Here is a 23,051-nt window from a genome sequence, read left to right as displayed (position 1 = left end):
CTAGGCGAAGGCAACCCGTCTTACTTGCCCAGCGCGGCCAGCTTCTTGTCGATCTCGGCCAAGAGCTTGGTCTTTTCTTCGGCGCTGTACTGCGCGTCGTTTTCCACCTTGGTGCGGTCCTTGAACAGCTCCAGTTGGCGGATGGGAACCAGTTGCTCGTTGGTCGATTCCTTGAAGCCGCTGTAGTTGTAGATGTTCTTCAGCACGGCCTTGTCGGCGTCGGTCTTGCCATAGCTCAGCAGAAAGCCCTTGACCTTGGCCTTGACGCCTGCGTCCAGGTCCTTGCGCCATACCAGCGGGTCATTGGGGATCAGCGGGCTCTTCCAGATGATCTTGAGTTCCTTGGCCACTTCAGGCTTGGTGGCTTCGAGCTTTTCAATTTCTTCTGTGTTGTTGGTAGCCACGTCCAGCTGCTTGGCCAGCACGGCCTGGATGTTGGCGCCGTGGCTGGCGTTGCGGATGGTCTTGAAGGCGGTGCGCGGATCTACCTTGTTCTGTGCAAACACGTAGTAGCTGGGCACCAGGAAGCCGGAGGTGGAGCCCGGATCGCCAATGCCGAAGTTGATGGACTTGCCGTTCTTCAGCACGTCATTCAGGTTGTTGTAGGGGCTGTCCTTTTGCGTGATCAGCAGCGAGGAGTAACCGAGCGAGCCGTCGGCCTTGAGCACTTGCGCAAACACCTCACCGCTGGAGCGGTCCACCGCGTCAATGGCGGCCTTGTTGCCGTACCAGGCGATCTGCACCTTGTTGAAGCGCATGGCTTCCACCACACCGGCGTAGTCGGGGGCGTAGAAGGCCTTCACCGTCAGGCCGGTCTTCTTTTCCATGTCGCGGAACAGCGGTTCCCAGCGCTCACGCTCCACGCTGGCAGCGTCAGTGGCGATGATGCCGAAGTTGATTTCCTGCGCGGTGGCAGCCACGCTGGCCAGCGCCAGCAACGAGACGGACAAAAGACGTACAGACTTCATAGAGTTTCTCCGGATGAACAAAAAAAGGAAATTCAGGCCGCAAGCGCTACAGGTACTTGCCTAAGGGGCAATGGCGGGGAGTCGAGCGGGTCGTGCTCCATCAGCAGCTCTTCGGTGCTTGCGCCATACAGATGGCGCAAGCGGATGTCGTCCAGCTCCATGGGCGAACCATCGAACACCAGCTCACCTGCCCGCAGCGCGATGATGCGGTCGCAGTAGCGCCGCGCCATGGCCACGTTGTGCAGGCTCACCACCAGCGTCATGCCCTGGCTGCGGTTGAGGTGGTGCAGCAGGTCCATCACGCGGCGCGCGGACTCCGGGTCAAGTGCCGACACCGGTTCATCGGCCAGCAGAATGCGTGCGCCTTGCAACAAGGCCCGCGCCACGGCGGCACGCTGCTGCTGGCCGCCCGACAAGGTGGAGGCGCGCTGGAATGCATAGTCGGCCAGGCCCACGGACTCCAGCGCCTGCAAGGCCTGCAGCTGTTCGTCCCGGCTGAAGCGCGCAGTCAGGCTGCGCCACAGGGGCATGCGCGGCAGCAGGCCGGTCAGCACATTGGAGAGCACGTCCATGCGCCCCACCAAGTTGAACTGCTGGAAGATGATGCCGGTCTGGCGGCGCAGGTCACGAATGTCGCTGCTCAGGGCACCCGCCGATTGCAGGGGCCGCCCGAACAGCTCCACCAGACTATCCTTACCATCCAGCCGCTCCAGGCCGCAAATGCTACGCAGCAAAGTGGACTTGCCCGAGCCCGATGCACCCAGCAACCCGACACACTCCCCTTGCTGAATGGTGGCGTTCACATCATCCAGGGCTTTGGCGCGGCGATTGAACGACTTGCTGGCATGGGCGATGCGGATAGCGGAAACGATGGGCGAACTCATGCGCGCAATCTTCACGATGCGGCATGAAAGAGTGATGACAACGTGATGAAGGTTCCGTGCATGGCACGCGTAGTGCGGCACCTTGCGGGTGTCATCACATCTTCATGCAGGCAACCGATCATCCGGCCATGCATTCACCACTGGACCTGTTGGAACTCTACGTATTCAAAGGCAACCTGGCCTATGACGGCGAGGGCATCAGCCAAATCGAACATGCCTGGCAATGCGGTCAGCTGGCATTGCAGGCGGGTGCCACGCCGGAATTGCAGCTGGCCAGTTGGCTGCACGACGTCGGGCACCTGATGACCGATCTGCATGGCACCCCCACGCTGCGCGGCATTGACGACCAGCATGAGAACGTCGGCGCCCAGACATTGCTGGCGCTGTGGGGCCCCGCGGTGGCAGAGCCGGTGCGGCTGCACGTGCATGCCAAGCGCTACCTGGTGGCCACACACCCGGGCTACGTGCAGACCCTGTCACCGGATTCCGTGCGCAGCCTGGCATTGCAGGGCGGCCCCATGGGTGAGCAGGAATGCGCGGAGTTCAGGGCCAACGCCTTTGCCCTGGCTGCCCAGCAGCTGCGCAGTTGGGACGATAACGGCAAGCGCGTTGGCTGGTTTGCGCCCGACGTGCAGCAAGCCCACTCCGAGCTGCAGGCGCTGATGCAGCGCGTTTCCGCCCGGCTTGGTTCAGGCCTAGCGCTGCTGTAGCAAAAATTCCTCAAAGTGCTCAGGCGCCATGGGCCGGGCAAAGTGATAACCCTGCAGTGCGTTGACACCCAGCGCATGCAAAGCCGCCGCTGTGCGTTCATCTTCCACGCCCTCGGCGACAGTCTGCAGATTGAAGGCCGACGCGATCTTGACGATGGCCTGGATCAGTTGGGCACCCTGGGGAATATGCACGCGCCGGACAAAGGAAATATCGATCTTGACCTTGGTTGCCGGCATGTCGTGCAGCTGCGATAGCGACGAATAACCGGTCCCAAAATCGTCGATGGCAATGCCAAAGCCGCAGGCCGTGAGTTCGGCCAGCCGCTTGGTGGTGTGTTCCGCGTCCTCCATGGCTACGCTCTCGGTGATCTCCAGGTCGATCACACTCGGAGACAGATCCAGCCGTGTCAGATCATCCAGCAGATCGGTGGTGAAGCTGGGGATGAAGAGCTGACGGCGCGACACGTTCACCGCCATGCGCAGCTCCATGCCCAGGCGCTTCCAGCGGCTCATGTTCTCCACGGTTTTGGCCCACACCTGCTGCCCCACCTCGCGTATCAGCCCAAGGTTCTCGGCCATGGGAATGAAGGTGGCGGGCGATACCCAGCCGTAGGTCTCGTCATGCCAGCGTGCCAGCGCTTCGCAACCAATGGTGCGGCGGGTGGAGGCATCCACAATCGGCTGGAACCACACCTGCAGCTTGTGTTGCTTGATGGCCTTGGCCAGCATGTTCTGGATATAAAGCGAGCGGCGCTCCTGGTCGCGGTCGGCGATGTCGGACACAAAGCGGATGGTGTTGCGCCCCTGCTCCTTGGCAAAGAACATGGCGCGGTCGGCCTGCGACAGCATGGCCTCCGTTGTTTCGGCATCGTCCGGGAATATCGCCACACCCATGCTGCAGGTGACGTTGAACTGGTTGCCGTCGATCTGTATGGGCCGCTCGCAACTGGCTGCGAACTTGGCCATGACCTCGCGCCCGTCTTGCGCGCTCGACAAATCGGTCAGCAGCACGACGAACTCGTCGCCGCCCCAGCGGGCCAGCGTGTCGCCCGCGCGCAGGGAGGCCCTGAGCGTCTGCGCCAGCGCCACCAGCATCTGGTCGCCGACCTTGTGACCGTGCTGGTCGTTCACATTCTTGAAGTGGTCCAGATCCACAAAGCCAACGGCCACTTTGGTGCCTTTGCGTTGCGCGGTGCGCAGGGCCACGGCGGCGCGGTCCTCAAACAGGATGCGGTTGGGCAACTCGGTGAGTGCGTCGTGCAGAGCCATGTGGGAGATGTGTTTTTCCAGCAGGTAGCTCTGCGTGATGTCACGCAACACACCGCGCACACTGGTCGGGAGCTTGCCTTTCTCATCACCGGTGATGAAGCGGTACTCCACCCACAACTCCTTTTTGTCCCCCTGATGCAGACGGATACGGCCCACCAGACTGCTTTTCTCACCGGTGAAAAGCTGGTCCAGCTGCTTGTGAAAGTCCGGTGCTTCTTCCGGATGCAGCGCGTCAAAGATCGTGTCGCTGCGGGTCACCACCTCGCGTCCTATCAGGCGCGACCAGCCGGGACTCGCCCGCAGGTACACGCCCTGGTTGTCCAGCTCGACCACACCCTCCTCCAGGATTTCCAGCGTCTGCAGATAGGCAAACTGTTCGTGGTCAAAGGTCTCTATGCTCTGCATCAGATCGTGTGCGGACTGCGCCACCCTGGCAATCTCGTCCGGGCGTGATCCGGCCTGGTGCAGCAGGCGTTTCAGCGGCTCGCTCATGTGGCGCGAACCCGCAAACTGAGCGGTGGCCTGGCTGAGGTATTCGATCCGCCGGGTCACCCGCGTGGACCAGCGGCCTATCGCCACCCACAACACCACGGTGAACAGTGCCAGCAGTGCCAGAGCCGAGCAGAAGATGAGCTGCCGGGAAAGTGGCTCGCGCACCGCATACTGCACCAGCAGTTGAGGTGCCGCGAGATCGTTGTCGAACCACTGCAAGGGACGTTGCTCGGCGTCCATGGCGTCATAGCTGACGGTGCCGCTGAAGCCCATGTTGACTGCCACATCGTCGTCCACCGAACCGCGCGAACTGCCGATGGTGCGGTTATTGAGCACCAGCAGCAGACGCACATCCTGCGGTGCCAGCGTTGCCAGCACGCTGCTGTCCAGCGCCTGCAGGAAGACGATCTGCCCGTTGCCCAGATCGCCCAGCCACAGCGGCGCCTGGATCAGGGCAAAGGCGGTGCGCCGTTGTGCGCTGTAGTACCAGACCGGGATGTGGGCATTGCCATCGATCTGTTTGCCAAAGTCCTCCCCATCCGGACCAAACGCAAACAGGACCTTGCCTTGCGAACTGGTCACCACGCCCGAAGGGAAGCGCCCCACTTGCCCCTCCAGCCGGCTGAAGTACGCCTGCAGCTTGAGCCAGCTGCCTTCGTTGCTCTTGCCGAATATCCGCATGAAATCGATTTGCGACTTCACCTCCAGTGCGTTCTTCTGCCAGTTGCCCTTGAGCTGCGTGATGCTGTGCTTCACATACTGCACGGACTCTTCCACCGCCGCCTGGGCCGTGCGCTGCAGCAACATCTGGTAAGCCAGCAACAACGCAACGCCGCCAAACAATGCCACCAACACGAAGGCGGAAAAAAGCCGCCAATACACCTGATGCCGCAGGCTGCCACCGGTGTTGCGCTTCATAGGCCGTATCGCATTTGCATCAGGCGCCCTGCCCCGCCCATCGGCTGTTGACGATGCTGCTCAAATCCAGGGCAGCAACCGCGTCGCTGGTTTCCACGGCATGCAGAAAGCGGTTGGTGGTGTTGATCTCATCCGGCACGAACTTGCCGTCGGGTGAGTAGATGTTCTTGTGATCGGCAAGCACATCCAGCCAGGCCCTGCGCTCCGGTCCATCCTCCAGCGTCAGGGCGCCGACGATGTCCTGGGCCGAATGGGCGTGAATCCACACCAGCGTGCGCGTGACCGTGCGCACCACTTTGCCGACCAGATCGGGCTTGCTGGCAATGAAATCATCGCGCGTGGCGAGATGCCCGTTCAGGAAAAGCCCGCCCATGAGCTTGCGGGTTTGACCCAAGTCATGGAAATCCGCCAGGGCAAAAGCCACTTTTTCCTTGATGAGCCGGGTCGCAAAGGGTTCATCCCCCATGATGGCGTCGACCGTGCCACTGGCCAACGCCGCGTGCTGGCTGTCGAAGGACTGCCCCACCGCCACAAAGTTGACCTTGTCAGGCGCCACGCCAGCCTGGCGCAACACGAATTCGGTGATCAGCTGTGTTGTCGAGCGCCCACCCGGCACATGGCCCTTGACTCCCAGTACCTGACCGCTCAGATCCCGGATATTTTTGATGGTGCGTTCAAACTGCTTGCGAACCAGCAGCGTATAGGCTGGCACGCGGGTAATGGGTGCCACGCAGACCACCGGGTTGCCGCTGGCCTTCTGCAGCCCCAGAGCGGGCAGGCCTCCGACCGAGAAGTCGGTATTGCGGTCCAGCATTTGCTGGAAAGCCTGCGGGCCTCCGCCCACATAACGGATATCCAGCTGAATACCCTGGGCCACATCGGCCCCCGTCCTGAGCGCCAGCGCCAAAGGCAGAAAATGCAAATTGCCGGGACCGGGGACGGCGATGGCAACTCTCTGCAGACCAGCCGCCAAGACCCATGGCGCAACGCCCGCAGCCGCTGTGGGAGCGCCCAGGTACCTGAGTAGTTGTCTTCGTTGCATTTGCTGTCCCCCTAACTATTCTTCTGGATGGTGGCATCCAGCGTGTTCCGCACTGCAGGGTCTGCGCCCTGTTGTGTGCCAAACTAGCAGTGAGCATCATAGACCTGTAACAGCTTGTTGCCGATTCGAGTTTACGGCGTACTACGGACCTGTCATACGAATGAAATGAATTTGTTACATGCTGTGTGCCTTTTTCCTCCACATATCCGAACGGTGAATCCATGAGCCTTGACAGCACTGCACAAGAAGAGATGATGCGCCGCCTGCGCGAAGATCTGCTCGACAGCTACGACGAGGAGCTGGAGATGGAGCTCGAAGAGCGCAACATGGAAGAGCTGCAGGCCTACGGCCAACCGCGCTCCGCCGACGAAAAGGTGGCACGCCGCACCTACTTCCAGGAGCTCTTTCGCCTGCAGGGTGAGTTGGTGAAATTGCAGGACTGGGTGGTGGCCAGCCGCCACAAGGTGGTGATCTTGTTTGAAGGCCGCGACGCTGCCGGCAAGGGTGGCGTGATCAAGCGCATCACCCAGCGCCTGAACCCGCGCGTGGCACGCGTGGCCGCCCTGCCCGCACCCAATGACCGTGAACGCACCCAGTGGTATTTCCAGCGCTATGTGTCGCACCTGCCGGCTGCCGGTGAGATGGTGCTGTTCGACCGCAGCTGGTACAACCGCGCCGGTGTGGAGCGCGTCATGGGCTTTTGCACCGATGACGAATACGAAGAGTTCTTCCGCACCGTGCCTGAGTTCGAGAAGATGCTGGCGCGCAGCGGCATCCAGCTCATCAAGTACTGGTTCTCCATCACCGACGACGAGCAGCACTCGCGCTTTCTGGGACGCATCCACGATCCGCTCAAGCAATGGAAGCTCAGCCCCATGGACCTGGAGTCGCGCGTGCGCTGGGAGGAATACACCAAGGCCAAAGAAACCATGCTGGAGCGCACCCACATCCCGGAAGCACCCTGGTGGATCGTGCAGGCGGTGGACAAGAAGAAGGCGCGCCTGAACTGCATAGACCACTTGCTGAGCCTGATCCCCTATACCGAGATCGAGCACGACACTGTGGTGCTGCCAGCCCGCGTGCGCAACGACGACTACATCCGCCACCCGGTGCCGCCCGAGATGTACGTACCCGAGCGCTACTGATAACCGTGAGGTGGTGGCCCGGTTGCAATTAACCAAACCGTCACACAAGCTGTCACGCGCCTGCAATCTTCCCTCCCTACGATTGCTCCATCTCAACTGGAGGTTTATCGGATGAACGAATTTTTCAGGCAACTCAAGATTCAGCGTTGGGACGACCACCGCTATTACCACCACAGCCGCATCAACCAGACGCTGCACCTCATCAGTGCCATCAGCTTCCTGGTGGCTTATGCGCTGTTGTTCGTCGACCCGGCCGTTGCGGCCCTGGTGGCCTGGCTGGTATCCATGACTACGCGCCAATCCGGCCACTTCTTCTTCGAGCCGCTGGGCTACGACGAAGTCAACCAGGCCACGCAAGAACACAAGGAAGAGATCAAGGTGGGCTACAACCTGCGCCGCAAGATGGTGCTGCTGGCCATCTGGGCCGGTGCTCCCATCGCGCTGTGGATTGATCCCGGCTTCATGGGCCTGCTGGAGCCTGCCGCCTCGTGGCAGGGCTTTGCACGCAATACCGGCATGCTGTGGCTGTTCATCGGTGTGGGCGGCCTGCTGTTCCGCACGGTGCACCTGTTTTTCATCAAGGGCGTGCTCGATGGTCTGGTATGGATGACCAAGATCCTGACCGATCCCTTCCACGACATCTACCTCTACCACAAGGCTCCGTTGGCGCTGATGCGTGGTGAGTTGATTGAGGAACGTGGGCACCTGGGGCCTGTGGCCTGATACCTTGCCTTTGCGTTCAAGGCACCTCGTGGGACTCAGTGCGGCGTGGCACTCTGCGCCGTCCGTGTCCCCCGGCCTTCGGCCTCCTCCTTTACCTACCGGCGCAGAATGCCACGCCGCCCTGAGTCAACCAACGCTGTTGGCACGCGAAGGGTTTTCAGTCGTTGCGTGCCAACACTGCTGGTTGCCGATGACGCTGGGGTAGATGGTGCAGTGAGGTAAAGGAGGAGGCCGAAGGCCGGGGGACACGAACGGAACCATCTACCCCAGTGGCATCGGCCGCCACAAGCAGCCCCTAACGTGCATTCCAACCAAAAACAGGGCAACAACCAGTCACCCTGCTTTAGGCAATCAACCAAACTTGGTAGCCAACATCTCCCGCAACAACCGACGCTTGATGGTCTTGTTGGTAGTCACCCCGTCCGTCCACCACCAGCCATCCGCCTTCATCGCCAGACCCGCTTGGACAAACCGTTGCACCACCTCTTCGAAATCGGCATCCGTGAAATTCAGACTCCAGATGATGCGCCCCGTACCGACCCAGCTCAGGGCGATTCCCTCCAGGCGCAAATAGTGTTGGAACAACCAGTTATAGCTTGCGGGCTGTGTGTACAGCACGGTCCATACCGTGGACATGCCCTCCACGCGGACCGGCACGCCGGCATCGTGCAGACGCTTGTTGAGCAACGCTGCGCGGTGGTTCCAGGTTTCTTCCAAGCCCTGGTACAGGGCGCTGATACTGGCATCGTCCAGACGGCGCAGGAACACGTTCATGGCGCCCATCACATACGGGTGGGAGTTGAAGGTGCCGCGGGCAAAGCAGATGTCGGCGGGAGAGTCGTCACGGAAGCGCCGCATCCATTCGCGTTTGCCGCACACCACGCCAATGGGCAAGCCGCCGCCCAGGGTCTTGCCGTAGGTCACCAGATCGGCACGCACGCCGAAGTACTCCTGCGCGCCACCCTTGGCCAGACGGAAACCCATGAACACCTCGTCAAAGATCAGCGCGATGCCACGGTCATCGCAGATGCGGCGCAGCTCCTGCAGCCAGGCGGTGTAGGCGGCCTTGTCGAAATGGGCCTTGCGCGAGCTGTCGAGCAGCGAGCCATCGCTGGGTGCGGCCACGTTGGGGTGCAGGGCCTGCAGCGGGTTGATCAGGATGCAGGCGATGTCCTTGCGCGTACGCAATACGCGCAAAGTGCCCTCGCCCATTTCGGTGAGGGTGAAGGTATCGCGCGCGGGCACCGGGTTGCCGATGCCGGGCTGCACATCGCCCCACCAGCCGTGGTAAGAGCCGCAGAAGCGCACCAGCTTGCTGCGCCCCGTGTGGTAGCGCGCCAGGCGCACGGCCTGCATCACCGCCTCGGTGCCAGACATATGAAAGCTCACCTCGTCCATGCCGCTGATCTGCTTGATGCGCCGCACGTTGTCCAGCATCACCGGGTGGTAGGCGCCCAGCACTGGGCCCAGGTCACGCACCAGGGCAATGCCGTCGTCCATGCACTGCTTGTAGAAGTCATTGCCGAACAGGTTGACGCCATACGAGCCGGTGAGGTCGTAGAAGGTGTTGCCATCCAGGTCGGTCACGGTCACGCCTGCGGTGCTCTGCACAAAGGAGCCCACCTTGAGACCCTTGGCCGCCAGATCACGGAACTGGAAGGGCACGCGGTAGGCGCTGATGAACTGCAGGTCCGACAGGCTTTGCGCAGCTTCTGCACTGGCCGCAAGGCTCTTGGGGTAACGCTGCTGGCAGCGTGCCACCAGACTTGCGAACGCCGCCTTGCGTTGGGCCACCACGTTGGGCGGCGCGCCGTCCACGGCAAAGGCCTGGTCTTCGCTGTAGCGGTAGCCGGGCAGCAAGGCCGCCACACGGCGCGCCGTGCGCGGGTGACCGGCCAACGAGCGGTGCTTGGCCATCGACAACTCCAGGCGCGTCTTGGCCTTGGTCAGTGCCAACACCAGCGCTGCACTGCCTACGGTGTAAAGGGCCAGGGTATTCATACCAAACGATTCATTCACGGGTTATTGCCTTCCTAGCAAAACGATTACAGAGAACTATCAACATGACTTTGAAAAAACAGATTCACAACTTATTGGCCAACGAAGACCTGAACTTCCTGCTGACCAACCGCCTGCCGCGACGTTGGCTGACCCAGTTCATGGGGCGCTTCAGCAAGATCGAAAATCCGCTGGTGCGCAGTGCTTCCATCGGCATCTGGAAGTTCTTCAGCGACCTGGACCTGAGCGAGGCGAAAAAGCAGCACTTCAAAAGCATGCATGACTGCTTCACCCGCGAGCTCAAGGACGGTGCACGCACGATCGACACCGACGCCAACGTGATGAGCAGCCCGGTGGACGGCATCATCGGTGCCTGCGGCCCCATAGCCGGCACGCAGGTGTTCCAGGCCAAGGGCTTCCCCTACACGCTGGAAGACCTGCTGGGCACCGAAGAAGACCTGAGCGCCTGGCGCAACGGCACCTTTGTTACCTTGCGCCTGACCAGCAGCATGTACCACCGCTTCCACGCACCCTACAACTGCACGGTGGACAAGGTGCGCTACTTTTCTGGCGACACCTGGAACGTCAATCCGATCGCGCTCAAGCGCGTGGAAAAGCTGTTCTGCAAGAACGAGCGTGCCTTCATCAGCACGCGCCTGAACGGCACCGGTTCCATCAACGGGCAGCGCGTTGCGCTGGTGCCGGTGGCGGCCATTCTGGTGGCCAGCATCCGGTTGCACTTTCTGGATGTGCTGCTGCACATGGGATACAAGGGCGCCAAGACGATGGCCTGCAACGCCAGCTTCGGCAAGGGTCAAGAGATGGGTTGGTTCCAGCATGGGTCTACGGTGATCGTTCTGGCACCCGCCGGGTTTGCCCTGTGCGAAGGACTAGAGCAAGGGACTCACGTGCGGATGGGTCAGGCGCTCCTTCGCTGGAGCCATTGATCCGGGCAGGTGGATGCCATCCACCATGCCAAATTGCTGCTCATGCCGCGCGAGCACATCGCGCAGCACTTCCTCAAAACTCTCGCACACCGCGCCCCAGGCCAGATAGGCCACGCTGCGCGGGCTGACCTCGCGCATCTGCTGTTGCCGGGCTCGGTCCATGGCCAATTCCACTGACGCATTCACAAAGGCCAGCTCATCGCCATTGGGCACCAGAATGCCGTTGTGGTTCTGGATGATGAGTTCCTGCGCGGCGGCGTTGGCATACGACACCACGGCCAAACCACTGGCCAGCGCCTCGGGCACCACGTTGCCAAACGTCTCGGTGAGGCTGGGGAACAGGAACAGATCACCCGATGCGTAGTGCGCCGCCAGCTCCTCGCCCTTGCGGATGCCGGCAAAGTGTGCGTCCGGGCACATCTCTTCCAGCGTCTTGCGCAAGGGGCCATCGCCCACAAACACCAGCTTGGCACGCGGCTGCTTGGCCTGGATGGCACGGAAGGCCGAAACCACCAGACCCACATTCTTTTCCTTGGCAAGGCGCCCCACCAGAATCACCACCGGGTCGTCCGGCAGCACGCCCCAGGTTGCGCGCAGGGCTTCGGAGCGGCGGCTGGGCTTGAAGAGTTCAATGGCCACGCCGCGCGACACCAGGGTGACATTGTCGTAGCCACGGCCTTTTAGTTCCTGCAGCATGGCACGTGTGGGCACCATGGTGGCTTGGGTGCGGTTGTGCAGCTTGCGCAGATAGCTCTCGATGGGCGACTTCAGGATGCCCATGCCGTAGTGCTGCGAGTAGCTATGGAAATTGGTATGAAACGAGCTGGTCAGCGGCAGGTGCAGCTTGCGTGCTGCGGCCACGGCGGACCAGCCCAGCGGGCCCTCGGTCACCACATGCACGATGTCCGGCCTGCGCTCGCCCCACAGCTTGGCCAGACGGCTCTTGGAGGGCAGACCAAAGCGCAACTCGCCATAGGTGGGCAGCGGTATGCCTTTGGAGAGCACCTGGTCCAGGCCTTCGCGCATATCGTTGGCTTCGCGTGCCTGGCGCGGCCGCACAACCTGAATGGCATGGCCACGGTTCAGCAGTCCCTCCACAATGCGCCCCAGCGTCATGGCGACGCCGTTGACTTCTGGTGGAAAGGTTTCCGTCACGACGGCAATACGCATACTCGACTGCCGCGCCGCGAAGGACTCAATGAGGAGGTCGTCTGTGGTTTTCACACCGCTAGACTAAAGATCAATCACTGCAATTTGGTGATGCTTTTTTGACAGTTTGAAGTCTTTGGCGGCCACACAACGACCATTGAATTGCCTAAAGTCAATGAAGGTCGACCGAAACAGGATATGGAGCCCAACCGTCTGCCTATGATGGTCCGCAGGAGCAGGAATATGCAACAACAACCGCAGTCAGACCCAATGACGGACGCACCCCGCCTGGACGGACTCAGTCCGGAGGAAGCGCGTCGCCGCCTGGAGGCTGACGGCCCCAACCTGCTGCCGGGCAATCTGCCCAAGTCGACATGGGCGATTGTGCGTGACGTGGTGACCGAACCCATGTTCCTGATGTTGCTCGCGGGCGGCGCCATCTATCTGGCGCTGGGTGACAAGGCCGAAGCCATCTTCCTGCTGAGTTTTGTGCTGGTGGTGATTGGCATCACTCTGGCACAGGAACGCAAGACCCAACGGGCGCTGGAGTCCCTGCGCGAACTATCGGCACCGCGTGCCCTGGTGATCCGCAGTGGACAGGAACAACGCATTGCCGGGCGCGATGTGGTGTGCGGTGATCTGCTGGTGCTGCGCGAGGGCGATCGGGTTGCGGCGGACGCCAGGTTGTTGAAAGGCTCGGTGGAAGTCGATGAATCGCTGCTGACCGGTGAGTCCGTGCCGATTGCCAAACTGCCGGACGACAGCACCAATCTGTTTGCCAGCACCGTGGTTACGCGCGGCATGGCCTGGGCTGAAGTCACGGCCCTCGCGCAGCAGACATCGGTGGGGCGCATCGGTGCCGACCTGGCGGCCACGGTGGAACCGGTATCTGCGCTGCAGCAAAGCTCGCGCACCTTGGTCACCCGGCTGGGCTGGGGCGCGTTCGGTCTGGCAGTGACGCAGATTGGCCTGAACTGGCTATGGGACGGCCACACCCTGCTGGAGAGTCTGCTCACGGGCATCGCGCTGGCCATGGCCATCGTGCCGGAAGAAATACCGGTCATCCTCACCGTCTTTCTCGCCCTGGGTGCCTGGCGCATCGCACAGCAGAAAGTGCTGACGCGACGTGTCAGTGCGGTAGAGGCACTGGGCGCCATCACTGTGCTGGCCGTGGACAAGACGGGCACGCTCACCCAGAACCGTATGGCCGTTGCCGAACTGACCCTGGAGGATCAGCACTTCACGCCTGAGGGCGCCCAGGAGATGCCCGAACTGTTTCACCGGCTGACTGAATTCGCCATGCTGGCCACACCGGGCGACCCGTTTGACCCCATGGAAAAGGCCATACAACAGTTCGGCCACCAGTGGCTGGAAGGCACCGAGCATGTGCACGACGGCCACGTGCCGGAAGTGGAATACCCACTGTCCCAGGACATCCTGGCCATGACGCGGGTGTTCACCAACGCAGACCCGCAACAGCATCTGCTGGCCACCAAAGGCGCACCCGAGGCCGTGGCCGACTTGTGCCATCTGGAGCCGGCGCGGCGCGATGCAATACGCCTGCAGGTGGAGGCCATGGCGCAGCGCGGACTGCGGGTGCTGGGCGTGGCCTGTGGCCGCTGGGACAGTGCCACACCGGACCATGCGCACCCGACCAGCCAGCATGATTTCGACTTCGAGTTTCTGGGCCTCATTGGCCTGGCCGATCCACCGCGCCCCGAAGTCGCTGCCGCGTTGGGCGAGTGCAGGCAAGCCGGCATCCGCGTCATCATGATGACCGGAGACCATCCTGCCACGGCACTGGCCATAGCCAGATTGGTTGGGCTGTCGCAACGGCCGGAAGTCATCACCGGCACGGAGATCGAGAGCCTGCAGGACGAGGCCCTGAAAGCGCGTCTGCAGCAGGTGGACATCTGCGCCCGGCTTGCGCCCCACCACAAGTTGCGCTTGGTCAGCTTGCTGCGCCAGGGTGACGCGGTGGTTGCCATGACCGGCGATGGTGTGAATGATGCCCCCGCCCTCAAGGCCGCCGACGTGGGCATTGCCATGGGCCAGCGCGGCACCGATGTGGCGCGCGAGTCCGCAGCCCTGGTGCTGCTGGACGACAGCTTTGCGCGCATCGTGGCCGCCATACGCCAGGGGCGGCGCATCGATGACAACATCCGCAAGGCCACCCGTTTTGTATTCGCGGTGCATATCCCCATCATTGCGCTGGCGCTGGTGCCCTCCCTGTTGAACTGGCCCATTCTGCTATTGCCGGTGCATATCGTTTTGCTGGAGCTGTTGATAGACCCGGCCTGCTCCATCGTGTTTGAGGCAGAACCTGAAAGCGAAGACGTGATGACGCGGCCTCCGCGCGCAGTGGGCGACTCGCCTTTTGCTGCGACCTATCTGCTGCACGCCACCATGCAGGGCACGGGCCTGGCAGCGGTGCTGCTGCTCGGGCAGGCATGGCTGACTGCCACGCTGAGCAGCAGCGACCAGGCACGCACGCTGGTCTTCTGCGCCTTGCTGGTGGGCGTACTGTTGCTGATTGCCGCCAACCGCAACCAGACGCTGCCAGTCTGGAAAAACTTCCGCGGCGGCAACCCCTGGTTGTCACGTATGGGTGCCGCCGTAGGAGCCATGCTGACCCTGGTATTGGCCGTCCCCTGGTTGCGCAACCTCATGGGCTTGTCCATGCCGCCGTGGCAAAGCTGGTGGATGCTGCTGCCCATGCTGCTCGCGTGCGTAGTCTGGCTGGAGGCCATGTGCCGCAGGACCCATCCCCTCTCTGGAATTTGAACAACCGCTGCGGTGCAAGCCGCGCCTCTGCGTCTGCAACATAGGCCGGCACAGCCTTTGTCATCAGCTTTACATGCTAGACACATAGCATGGCGCCGTTATTGTTCAACCTGGGATTTCATAATGAAAACTATTGACTCCATTACGCAACGCAAGGGGCTCGTGCTGTCCTTGTGTATTGCCTCCGCTGCGGGTGTCGTCTTGTTGGGCTGCGGTGGCAGCGGCGGCGAACCGGCGGTCAGCGTGAATGGCGTGGCCGCTACCGGCGCAGCCATGAGTGGGGCATCCATTTCGGTAATTTGCGCGGGAGGCTCCGTTGCCAGCACCAAGTCTGCGGCGGATGGAAGCTACGCTGCCACCGCCATAGGCAAGCTTCCTTGCCTGATCGAAGCAGATGATGGCTCACGCAAACTGCATTCCGTAGCCTACGGTACTGGCAACTCGGGCACTGCTAACGTCACGCCGCTTACCGAACAATTGGTTGCGTCCCTGTCATCGGACACCGTGGATACAGCGGCTTTCTTCAGTGCATTTGACGCGAGCATGGCAGCCTTGCTGGACCCGACCAAGCTGGCCGCTGCGCAGACCCTGGTGCTCAATGATCTGAAGGCCAAAGGTTTCAACGTTGACAGTCTCAAAGACCTCATCACGGACAAGCTGGTAGCGAAGACGGGCAGCCAATCCGGCAACGGCTATGACGCATTGCTGGATGCTGTTGCTGCTAAACCCGTCAACGTACGACTGATTGCCATGAACGACTTTCACGGCAACTTCGCTCCCCCTTCCGCCAGCAACGGCGGGACCATGGTGCTCCCCAACGGCGGTGCCGGTCAAAGCGTGACCGTGGGCGGAGCGGCTTACCTCGCCACGCTGGTGAAGAACCTCAAGGCCCAAAACACTAACAGCATCGTAGTGGGCGCGGGCGACTCCATCAGCGCTTCGCCGTTCGAGTCCATGATCACCCACGACGAGGCCACGGTGGACATCCTCAACAACATCGGCCTGGAAGTCACATCGGTAGGCAACCACGAATTTGACCGCGGCAGTGCGGAATTGCTGCGCATTCAGAATGGTGGCTGCTATCCGGCATCAGGCACACAGGGTGTTGTCGGTGCGGACACCTGTCTGGTCAATGGCATCTACCCGGGTGCCAAGTTCAAGTATTTGGCGGCCAATGTCAACGTCACAGCAACCGGAAAGACGCTGCTGCCTGCCACCTACATCAAGCGCTTCGGAACGGTAAGCGTGGGCTTCATCGGCCTGACCTTCCAGGGAACTCCCACCGCCGTGGCCGCCAGCGGTATCGCAGGATTGGAATTCAAGGAAGAGTCTGCAGTCATCAACCAGTACGCGGCCAAACTCAAGGCCAACGGTGTCAACGCCGTGGTCGTCCTGATTCACCAGGGTGGCCAGACCACGGCCACCACCATCAACGACAAGACCTGCCCCGGCTTTGCTGGTGACATCACCACCATCGTGGACAAGCTGTCTGCGGACGTGGACATGGTGGTGAGCGGCCATACCCACCAGGAATATGTCTGCAACTATCCTGCCAAGGCAGCCAAGAAAAACATGCTGCTGACCTCCACCGGCTATTACGGTGGCGCAGTCACCGCAGTGGACATGGTGCTGCAGCCCAACAAGGGTATGGTTTCGGCTAGCGCCAATACGGAGCCGGTAATCCGAGCAGATGTGGCCGGCAATGCGACTCTGCCTTCTGGCTTCACCTCCGTGGCCAAGGACGCAACCATTGACGGCTTGGTGACCAAGTACAAGAGCCTCTCCAGCACGCTTGCCGCGCAAAGTGTGGGAACCATCACCTCCAGCATCAACCGGGCACTCATGACGGTAGCCGGTGTGACCGGGCGGGATGAAACTGCCGAAGGTGCCATGGGTGACGTGATTGCCGACTCCTATCTGCTGGGTGTTCCTGGCGGTGCTGACATTGCATTTACCAATCCGGGCGGCGTGCGTGCGGACCTGAGCTATGTGGCGCCGGGCAATGTGACCTATGCGGCACTCAATACGGTGGAGCCATTCGGAAACACGCTGTCCACCTTGAACCTGACCGGCGCACAGTTGCTGCGGCTGCTGGAACAGCAATGGGAGGCCCCCAACAACACCGCGAAGACCAATGCTGCAACCGGCGCAGTAGGACGTCTGCTGCAACCGTCTTCTGGCCTGACCTACACCTATGACAACAACCAGCCTGCAGGGCGCCCTGTTGGACAGGGTAACCGCATCGTACCGGGAAGCCTGAAGCTCAAAGGCGTGGCCATTGACCCAGCCAAGAGCTACAAGATCGTGACCAACAGCTTCCTGGCCAGCGGCGGAGACAACTTCACCGTGATGGCAACTGGCTCCAACATCACCGACACCAAGATGCTGGATCTGACCGCGCTGATTGCCTACTTCAAGGCGAACTCTCCCGTGAGCCCGCCCGCACCGCGTGTGACCCGTCTAAACTGATGGCAAGCTGCACTACAGCCCTCCCGCTCGCGGGAGGGCTTTTTCCATTGGGAACGGTAAATCCCGCATGACGTTCAACCGATTGAAGTGGATAGCCGTGCCGGTTCTGCTGGCGTGGGCCACACAGGCAGCATGGGCCGCATCCGATGCACGCCAACAAGCCATCGCCGAAGCGGCCGCCCTGGCGCAGGCACAGTGCTACCCGCACATGTACCGCGACACCAATGCCTACTCGCAATGCATACGTGATATGCGCAACGACCCCAAGCTATCGACGCCTAAGAAACTCGGTGTGGAATATTTTGGGTTTGTGGGCGCACTGAGCTATGCGCGCGTGGGCCATCTGCATGCGAGGCAGATTGCGGCTGAATTTCTGCAGGATTTCCGCCAGACCCAGAAGCAGCTTGGCGTTGGCGACAAAGCCCTGTGCAGCACGATACCGGGCGACTGCACCGTGCGTATCGCGCAAACCCGGGAGATGGAGGCCGCACCACCCAAGGCCACCGGCATGCGGGTGCAGTGCGTGGGGAAAATCTGCAACTTGGTACCCGCGGAATAGGTGACTGAAAACTAACGCGTCATGGGCCGAGAGGGCAACCGGTGCAGTGACCTGTTCCGACCCCACCAGATCAGCACCATTCCGCCGGTCACCATCACGGCAAACCCCCATACCAACGCATGCAGGGGCACCTCCACCGCAATGGCAACCGCGTAGACGCCCAGCATCAGCAACATACCCGCGTTCTCGTTGAAACCCTGCACCGCGATGCTGCGCCCCGCCGTGAGCAGCGTGCAGCCGCGGTGCTGCAACAGCGCATTCATGGGCACCACGAAAAAGCCCGCCAATGCGCCCACCAGCACCAGCAGCAACGCCGCCGTCCAGGCGCTGTGCACGCACAGCAGCAGCGGCACCAGCATACCCATGACAATGCCCACCGGCAGCAGCCGCTCCGCCTGGGTGAGCTCGACCCAGCGGCTGGCCAATATGGCGCCAGCCACCACACCCAGCGCGGTGATGCCCTGCAGGTAAGCCGCCTGTGCCAGAGGCAGGCCCAACGCCTCATGCGCCCAGCGCAGCACCATCAGCTGGAGGGTGGCACCCACGCCCCACAGCAAGGTGGTGACCGACATTGACAAGCCACCCAAGGCATCGCGCCACAGCACACGGTTCTCGGCCACAAAACGCTTGATGAGCTGGGCCGGATGGATGGAGTGCGGGTCGTAGCGCGCGCCGCTGTCCACCACGGCGGCGCTCAGCAACATGGCCACCGCATTCATCACCAGCAGCACCAGCATACCGGCCACCAGCGCCGTGGGTTGCACAAGTAGGGTCAGCGACGGAAACGGCATGGCCAGGCGCGGCATCAACGGACTGACCAATAGCCCTCCCAGCACGGTACCAAAGATCACCGCGCAGACGGTAACGCTTTCAAAAAAGCCATTGGCGCGCACCAGGTCGCGCGCGGGCAGCAGCTCGGTGATCAGGCCGTATTTGGCAGGCGCATAGATAGCCGATCCCAGGCCGGCGAGCCCGATGGCCAGCACCGGATTGCCGCCGCACAGCAGCCACACCATGGCCACCACCTTGAGCGCGTTGGCCAGCAACATCACACGCCCTTTGGGAAAGGCGTCCGCCAAGGGCCCCACAAAGGGCGCCAGCACCACATAGAACAGAGTGAAACTGATCTTGAGCAGCGGTATCAGCCAACCCGGCCCCGAGAGCTCCAGCACGCGGGCGATGGCGACAATCAGAAAGGCGTTGTCGGCCAGTGTGGAGAGGAACTGCACTCCCAAAACCAGATAGAAGGCGCGGGGCATGGGTGTATGTCGCAATGGTGAATGCATGAAGTCAGCATCGTGACGCAGCCGTGTGAAAGGCCCATGACACAGCAGCAAGTCGCGCAGCACCACATAATCAGCCGCATGATTACCGTACATCACCTGGAGACGTCCCGCTCCCAACGCGTCCTGTGGCTGCTGGAAGAATTGGGCGTCCCCTACGACATCAAACGCTACCAGCGCGATCCCAGGACGCGGCTGGCGCCCCCGGAACTCAGGGCCATTCACCCCTTGGGCAAGTCCCCCGTCATCACCGACGGGAACGAGGTCGTTGCCGAGTCGGGTGCCATACTGGAATATCTGGTGGAAAAATTTGGTGAGTGGGCTCCACCTGAACTGGCCGCGCTGCAACCGGCCACAGGTACCTGGGCGCATCGGCAGTGCCGCTTCTGGATGCATTTTGCCGAGGGCTCGCTGATGAACTGGCTGGTGATGAAGCTGGTGTTCATGTCGATCCCGAAGCAACCCATGCCCTTCTTCGTGCGCCCCATTGCCAAACAACTCTGCGCCCAAGTGCAAGCCATTCTGATCGACCCCAATCTGCGCACAGCCCTGGAGTTCATCGATGCGCATCTGGGAAAGCACAGCTGGTTTGCGGGAGACCAGATCAGCATGGCCGATTTCCAGATGAGTTTCGCCATCGAGGCCGCTCTCTCGCGTAGCGAAGGCGCAAGCCGCTATCCGAACATAAAGGCCTACCGGGATCGCATGGTGGCCCGCCCCGCCTACCAGCGCGCCGTCGCCAAGGGTGGCCCGGTTGTGATGGTCTGAGTCCGCGCTAATCGCGCGGCTTGCGAAACGCCAGCCACGCCGCAATGGCGGTGAAGGTCACGATGATGGCCACCACGATCCAGAAACCATAGGGATGCTCGTTGAAGGGGATGCCGCCCACGTTCATGCCCAGCAAACCGGCAATGATGTTGATGGGCAGCGCCAGCACCGTCACGACCGTCAACACGAACAAGGTGCGATTGCTGGCCTCGGCCACGCGTCCGGCGATCTCTTCCTGCAGCAATTTGATGCGCTCCTGCAGCGCCGCCATGTCACTCAACGCTACGTTGAACTCTTCGGTGGATTGGCGCAGTTCCTGCAAATCGTCTTCCACGATCCACCGGGGTGGTTTGGTCAACAGACGAAAGAGTGCGGCGGGCTCCGGTGCCAGCAGACGTTGCAGCCGTACCAGCAACCGGCGCAGCGACCCCAGATCGGCGCGCTTCTTCTCCAGCCGGCCCGCCAGCAGGTTGTCTTCAATCTCGTCCACGCGCTGGGTGGTGCCGCGAACAATGCTGACCAATACATCTCCCTGGTCGTGCATCAGATGGACCAGCAGCTCCACCGACGAGCCCATGGCCGCCCCCCGTTTGACCGCATCCCGCAACCGGTCTATGGAACGCAATGGCTGCAGGCGCGCAGTGACCACCAGACGTGGGCCCACCGAGAGCCACAGGGTGGATATATCGGAGGGTTCAAAGGCAAAGTCGTAGTGCACGTCATTGACCACAGCCACCAACATGTCGTCGTCCAGCTCAACGCGGGTGGAACGGGAGCCATCCCGCAAGGACTCGTAGAACTGGTCGGACAGCGTGAGGTGTTCGCGCATCCACTTTTCCGCAGCACTGTGCGCCAGGTTGAAATGCAGCCACACAAAGCCTGAGTGCTGGTCGGCACCTGTCTGGCTCAGCCACTGCAGCGCAAGCTGCGCATCAACCGGAGCGCCCTGCCCCGTTGCACCGAACTGAAAGCCGCAGATCAGGCCCGAAGGGTCGGCGCCGTAAGGGGTAGTTGGGGTAGTGCTCATTGCGCGATCCCGTTGCACAGGCAAAGGTGCGCAGCATAACCGCGAAATATGTCAGTTCAGCCCAGCCACTTCTGCATGAAGCTGGCTTCGCCCGCTGCCGGATCCAATGCATAGCGGGCGAACCCCACGCGGGCGTACAGGCGCATGGCACCGGCGTTGCCGGACAGCACTTCCAGCGTGAGTTTGCAGGCACCGCGTTCGCGCGCCACTGCTTCAACCAAGCCGAACATGCGTTCGGCAATGCCACGGCCCCTGTAGGCGGAAAGGACTGCCACATCGTGCACATTGATCAGAGGCTTGCAGGCAAAGGTGGAAAAGCCCTGCATGCAGTTCACCAGCCCCACGGGAATGGTGTCCGCTTCGCCATCAAATGCCAGCACGCTGAAGGCGCCCGGCACACGCGCCAACTCCGCCACCAAGTGGGCCTTGGCAAATGCGCTCAGACCTTCGCCTCCGCCCATGGGATCACGCGCATAGGCGTCCAGCATCTCCACCAGAGCCTTGCCATGCAATGGATTGGCATAGTCGGCCAGGCAGACACGGATGGTGTCGGTCATGCTCAGACTTTCAGGGTATCTGCAATGCGCTGGGCAGACTGCTGCGCCTGTTTGGCGTCGCGGGCCTCCACCATGACGCGCACCAAGGGTTCGGTGCCGCTGGCTCGTATCAGCACACGACCGCTGTTGCCCAGCTCGGCCTCCACCGCCTGGGTGGCACTGTGCAGGGCCGCATTGGCCTTCCAGTCCTGGCCCGGGGTCAGCCGTACATTGATCAGGGTCTGTGGGAACAGCTCCACGCCTTGCAGCAATTGCGCCATAGAGCGGCCCGAACGCACGCAAGCCTGCAGGATCTGCAGCGATGAAATCAGGCCATCACCGGTAGTGTGCTTGTCCAATGCCAGCAAGTGGCCGGAGCCTTCGCCACCCAGAATCCAGCGCTTCTTTTCCAGCTCTTCGAGCACGTAGCGGTCACCCACCTTGGCACGCACGAACTGCACGCCACGCGACTGGAGTGCGACCTCCACCGCCATGTTGGTCATGAGCGTTCCGACCACGCCCGGAACGGCCTCACCGCGGCCCAGCCGGTCATCGGCCATCAGATACAGCAACTCGTCCCCGTTGAACAAGCGCCCCGTGTTGTCCACCAATTGCAAGCGGTCCGCGTCTCCGTCCAGCGCAATGCCGAAATCCGCATGGTGCTCCTTCACCGCCTGCACCAGTGCCTGAGGATGCGTGGCACCCACGTCCTTGTTGATATTGAGCCCGTCGGGCGAACAACCGATGGCAATCACTTCGGCGCCCAGCTCATGGAACACCTTGGGGGCGATGTGGTAGGCAGCGCCGTGTGCCGCGTCGACCACAATCTTCAGACCCTTCAGAGTCAGGTCGTTGGAGAAGGTGCTCTTGCAGAACTCGATGTAGCGACCCGCCGCATCTTCCAGGCGACGGGATTTGCCCAGGTGCGCAGACTCCGCCCACACCGGCGCCTGCTGCAGCGCGGCTTCTACGGCTTCTTCCCAGGCATCGGACAGCTTGGTTCCCTGTGCGCTGAAGAACTTGATGCCGTTGTCCGCAAACGGATTGTGGCTGGCACTGATGACCACGCCCAGGGAGGCCCGCTGCGCGCGTGTCAAGTAGGCCACGCCGGGCGTGGGCAAGGGCCCCAGCAGCACCACATCCACGCCAGCTGAGTTAAAGCCGCTCTCCAGCGCACTCTCCAGCATGTAGCCCGAAATGCGGGTGTCCTTGCCGATCAGCACGGTGGGGCGCGCCTCGGTCTTCTTGAGCACCTGTCCGACGGCATGGGCCAGGCGCAGCACAAAGTCCGGGGTGATGGGCGACTGCCCCACGGTACCGCGAATGCCATCGGTTCCAAAATACTGACGTCCCATTTTTACTCCTGTGTTTGTTTCTATT

At 61.8% G+C, this 23,051-nt stretch carries 18 protein-coding genes; 8 read left to right on the top strand and 10 right to left on the bottom strand.

What is annotated here, in order from left to right; genetic code table 11:
* Positions 1-20: 20 nt before the first annotated feature.
* Both phnD and phnC read right to left on the bottom strand, forming a co-directional pair.
* Positions 21-968, bottom strand: coding sequence for a phosphonate ABC transporter substrate-binding protein (gene phnD / locus AAGF34_RS17980; RefSeq protein WP_342617082.1), 948 nt, complete (start codon positions 966-968; stop codon positions 21-23).
* A gap of 32 nt (positions 969-1,000) precedes the next feature.
* Positions 1,001-1,852 carry a phosphonate ABC transporter ATP-binding protein gene (gene phnC, locus AAGF34_RS17975; RefSeq protein ID WP_342617081.1) on the bottom strand — a complete coding sequence of 284 codons (852 nt, stop codon included), beginning with the start codon at positions 1,850-1,852 and terminating at the stop codon, positions 1,001-1,003.
* A gap of 128 nt (positions 1,853-1,980) precedes the next feature.
* On the opposite strand from phnC, the gene AAGF34_RS17970 reads away from it, so the two are divergent.
* Entirely contained in the window at positions 1,981-2,562 is a 582-nt protein-coding gene (locus AAGF34_RS17970; RefSeq protein WP_342617080.1) for a phosphohydrolase, read from the top strand.
* On the opposite strand, the gene AAGF34_RS17965 is transcribed toward AAGF34_RS17970, so the two are convergent.
* Both AAGF34_RS17965 and AAGF34_RS17960 read right to left on the bottom strand, forming a co-directional pair.
* Positions 2,548-5,241, bottom strand: a complete 2,694-nt coding sequence (locus AAGF34_RS17965) for an EAL domain-containing protein (protein ID WP_342617079.1) — start codon at positions 5,239-5,241, stop codon at positions 2,548-2,550. The two genes, AAGF34_RS17970 and AAGF34_RS17965, sit on opposite strands and share 15 nt — an antisense overlap.
* A gap of 19 nt (positions 5,242-5,260) precedes the next feature.
* Positions 5,261-6,283 carry an ABC transporter substrate-binding protein gene (locus tag AAGF34_RS17960; protein WP_342617078.1) on the bottom strand — a complete coding sequence of 341 codons (1,023 nt, stop codon included), beginning with the start codon at positions 6,281-6,283 and terminating at the stop codon, positions 5,261-5,263.
* A 221-nt stretch (positions 6,284-6,504) separates the two neighbouring features.
* Between AAGF34_RS17960 and ppk2 the strand changes: the two genes are divergently transcribed.
* Positions 6,505-7,428 (top strand): polyphosphate kinase 2, encoded by a 924-nt coding sequence (gene ppk2 / locus AAGF34_RS17955; protein WP_342617077.1) that lies wholly within the window; start codon positions 6,505-6,507, stop codon positions 7,426-7,428.
* Positions 7,429-7,539: 111 nt separating this feature from the next.
* Positions 7,540-8,151 (top strand): hypothetical protein, encoded by a 612-nt coding sequence (locus AAGF34_RS17950; RefSeq protein WP_342617076.1) that lies wholly within the window; start codon positions 7,540-7,542, stop codon positions 8,149-8,151.
* 351 nt (positions 8,152-8,502) lie between these two features.
* Here the strand turns inward: AAGF34_RS17950 and AAGF34_RS17945 are convergent, their stop codons facing one another.
* A complete protein-coding gene (locus AAGF34_RS17945; RefSeq protein WP_342617075.1) occupies positions 8,503-10,170 on the bottom strand; it encodes an aminotransferase class III-fold pyridoxal phosphate-dependent enzyme in 1,668 nt (555 codons plus the stop codon).
* A 44-nt stretch (positions 10,171-10,214) separates the two neighbouring features.
* Here AAGF34_RS17945 and asd point away from each other — a divergent pair, with 44 nt between their 5' ends.
* Positions 10,215-11,096, top strand: a complete 882-nt coding sequence (gene asd / locus AAGF34_RS17940) for an archaetidylserine decarboxylase (RefSeq protein WP_342617074.1) — start codon at positions 10,215-10,217, stop codon at positions 11,094-11,096.
* Here asd and AAGF34_RS17935 read toward each other — a convergent pair.
* Positions 11,040-12,266 (bottom strand): glycosyltransferase family 1 protein, encoded by a 1,227-nt coding sequence (locus tag AAGF34_RS17935; RefSeq protein WP_342617073.1) that lies wholly within the window; start codon positions 12,264-12,266, stop codon positions 11,040-11,042. The genes asd and AAGF34_RS17935 overlap by 57 nt on opposite strands.
* Positions 12,267-12,488: 222 nt before the next feature.
* Here AAGF34_RS17935 and AAGF34_RS17930 point away from each other — a divergent pair, with 222 nt between their 5' ends.
* The 3 genes from AAGF34_RS17930 to AAGF34_RS17920 all read left to right on the top strand — a co-directional run bounded on the left by AAGF34_RS17930 (position 12,489) and on the right by AAGF34_RS17920 (position 18,057).
* Positions 12,489-15,029 (top strand): cation-translocating P-type ATPase, encoded by a 2,541-nt coding sequence (locus tag AAGF34_RS17930; protein ID WP_342617072.1) that lies wholly within the window; start codon positions 12,489-12,491, stop codon positions 15,027-15,029.
* Between the two features lie 123 nt (positions 15,030-15,152).
* Entirely contained in the window at positions 15,153-17,498 is a 2,346-nt protein-coding gene (locus AAGF34_RS17925; RefSeq protein ID WP_342617071.1) for a bifunctional metallophosphatase/5'-nucleotidase, read from the top strand.
* Between the two features lie 67 nt (positions 17,499-17,565).
* Positions 17,566-18,057: a hypothetical protein gene (locus tag AAGF34_RS17920; RefSeq protein WP_342617070.1), complete on the top strand. Its 492-nt coding sequence runs from the start codon at positions 17,566-17,568 to the stop codon at positions 18,055-18,057.
* Positions 18,058-18,068: 11 nt separating this feature from the next.
* Here the strand turns inward: AAGF34_RS17920 and lplT are convergent, their stop codons facing one another.
* Entirely contained in the window at positions 18,069-19,316 is a 1,248-nt protein-coding gene (gene lplT, locus AAGF34_RS17915; RefSeq protein ID WP_342617069.1) for a lysophospholipid transporter LplT, read from the bottom strand.
* 105 nt (positions 19,317-19,421) lie between these two features.
* Between lplT and AAGF34_RS17910 the strand changes: the two genes are divergently transcribed.
* Positions 19,422-20,108, top strand: coding sequence for a glutathione S-transferase (locus AAGF34_RS17910; RefSeq protein WP_342617068.1), 687 nt, complete (start codon positions 19,422-19,424; stop codon positions 20,106-20,108).
* A 7-nt stretch (positions 20,109-20,115) separates the two neighbouring features.
* Here the strand turns inward: AAGF34_RS17910 and AAGF34_RS17905 are convergent, their stop codons facing one another.
* From AAGF34_RS17905 to glmM, 3 genes are read right to left on the bottom strand one after another with little or no spacing between them, the layout of a single operon-like run.
* On the bottom strand, positions 20,116-21,135 hold the full coding sequence (locus AAGF34_RS17905) for a transporter (RefSeq protein WP_342617067.1): 1,020 nt from the start codon (positions 21,133-21,135) through the stop codon (positions 20,116-20,118).
* Between the two features lie 56 nt (positions 21,136-21,191).
* The gene (locus AAGF34_RS17900; RefSeq protein ID WP_342617066.1) at positions 21,192-21,692 is read right to left on the bottom strand and encodes a GNAT family N-acetyltransferase; all 501 of its coding nucleotides are present in this window, start codon (positions 21,690-21,692) and stop codon (positions 21,192-21,194) included.
* Between the two features lie 2 nt (positions 21,693-21,694).
* Positions 21,695-23,026, bottom strand: a complete 1,332-nt coding sequence (gene glmM / locus AAGF34_RS17895) for a phosphoglucosamine mutase (protein WP_342617065.1) — start codon at positions 23,024-23,026, stop codon at positions 21,695-21,697.
* Positions 23,027-23,051 lie beyond the last annotated feature (25 nt).

This window comes from Rhodoferax sp. GW822-FHT02A01, assembly GCF_038784515.1.
Taxonomy (GTDB): Bacteria; Pseudomonadota; Gammaproteobacteria; order Burkholderiales; family Burkholderiaceae_C; genus Allorhodoferax.
The sequence above is the reverse complement of the archived record's forward strand: the minus strand, read 5'-3'. Positions and strand labels throughout refer to the sequence as shown.

Excerpts from the sequence above, each read along its gene's own strand:
- glmM (WP_342617065.1), bottom strand. The coding sequence starts at position 23,026 with ATGGGACGTCAGTATTTTGGAACCGATGGCATTCGCGGTACCGTGGGG.
- ppk2 (WP_342617077.1), top strand. The coding sequence starts at position 6,505 with ATGAGCCTTGACAGCACTGCACAAGAAGAGATGATGCGCCGCCTGCGC.
- AAGF34_RS17970 (WP_342617080.1), top strand. The coding sequence starts at position 1,981 with ATGCATTCACCACTGGACCTGTTGGAACTCTACGTATTCAAAGGCAAC.
- AAGF34_RS17920 (WP_342617070.1), top strand. The coding sequence starts at position 17,566 with ATGACGTTCAACCGATTGAAGTGGATAGCCGTGCCGGTTCTGCTGGCG.
- AAGF34_RS17910 (WP_342617068.1), top strand. The coding sequence starts at position 19,422 with ATGATTACCGTACATCACCTGGAGACGTCCCGCTCCCAACGCGTCCTG.
- AAGF34_RS17930 (WP_342617072.1), top strand. The coding sequence starts at position 12,489 with ATGCAACAACAACCGCAGTCAGACCCAATGACGGACGCACCCCGCCTG.
- phnC (WP_342617081.1), bottom strand. The coding sequence starts at position 1,852 with ATGAGTTCGCCCATCGTTTCCGCTATCCGCATCGCCCATGCCAGCAAG.
- lplT (WP_342617069.1), bottom strand. The coding sequence starts at position 19,316 with ATGCCCCGCGCCTTCTATCTGGTTTTGGGAGTGCAGTTCCTCTCCACA.
- asd (WP_342617074.1), top strand. The coding sequence starts at position 10,215 with ATGACTTTGAAAAAACAGATTCACAACTTATTGGCCAACGAAGACCTG.
- phnD (WP_342617082.1), bottom strand. The coding sequence starts at position 968 with ATGAAGTCTGTACGTCTTTTGTCCGTCTCGTTGCTGGCGCTGGCCAGC.
- AAGF34_RS17935 (WP_342617073.1), bottom strand. The coding sequence starts at position 12,266 with ATGCGTATTGCCGTCGTGACGGAAACCTTTCCACCAGAAGTCAACGGC.
- AAGF34_RS17900 (WP_342617066.1), bottom strand. The coding sequence starts at position 21,692 with ATGACCGACACCATCCGTGTCTGCCTGGCCGACTATGCCAATCCATTG.
- AAGF34_RS17950 (WP_342617076.1), top strand. The coding sequence starts at position 7,540 with ATGAACGAATTTTTCAGGCAACTCAAGATTCAGCGTTGGGACGACCAC.
- AAGF34_RS17925 (WP_342617071.1), top strand. The coding sequence starts at position 15,153 with ATGAAAACTATTGACTCCATTACGCAACGCAAGGGGCTCGTGCTGTCC.
- AAGF34_RS17965 (WP_342617079.1), bottom strand. The coding sequence starts at position 5,241 with ATGAAGCGCAACACCGGTGGCAGCCTGCGGCATCAGGTGTATTGGCGG.
- AAGF34_RS17905 (WP_342617067.1), bottom strand. The coding sequence starts at position 21,135 with ATGAGCACTACCCCAACTACCCCTTACGGCGCCGACCCTTCGGGCCTG.
- AAGF34_RS17960 (WP_342617078.1), bottom strand. The coding sequence starts at position 6,283 with ATGCAACGAAGACAACTACTCAGGTACCTGGGCGCTCCCACAGCGGCT.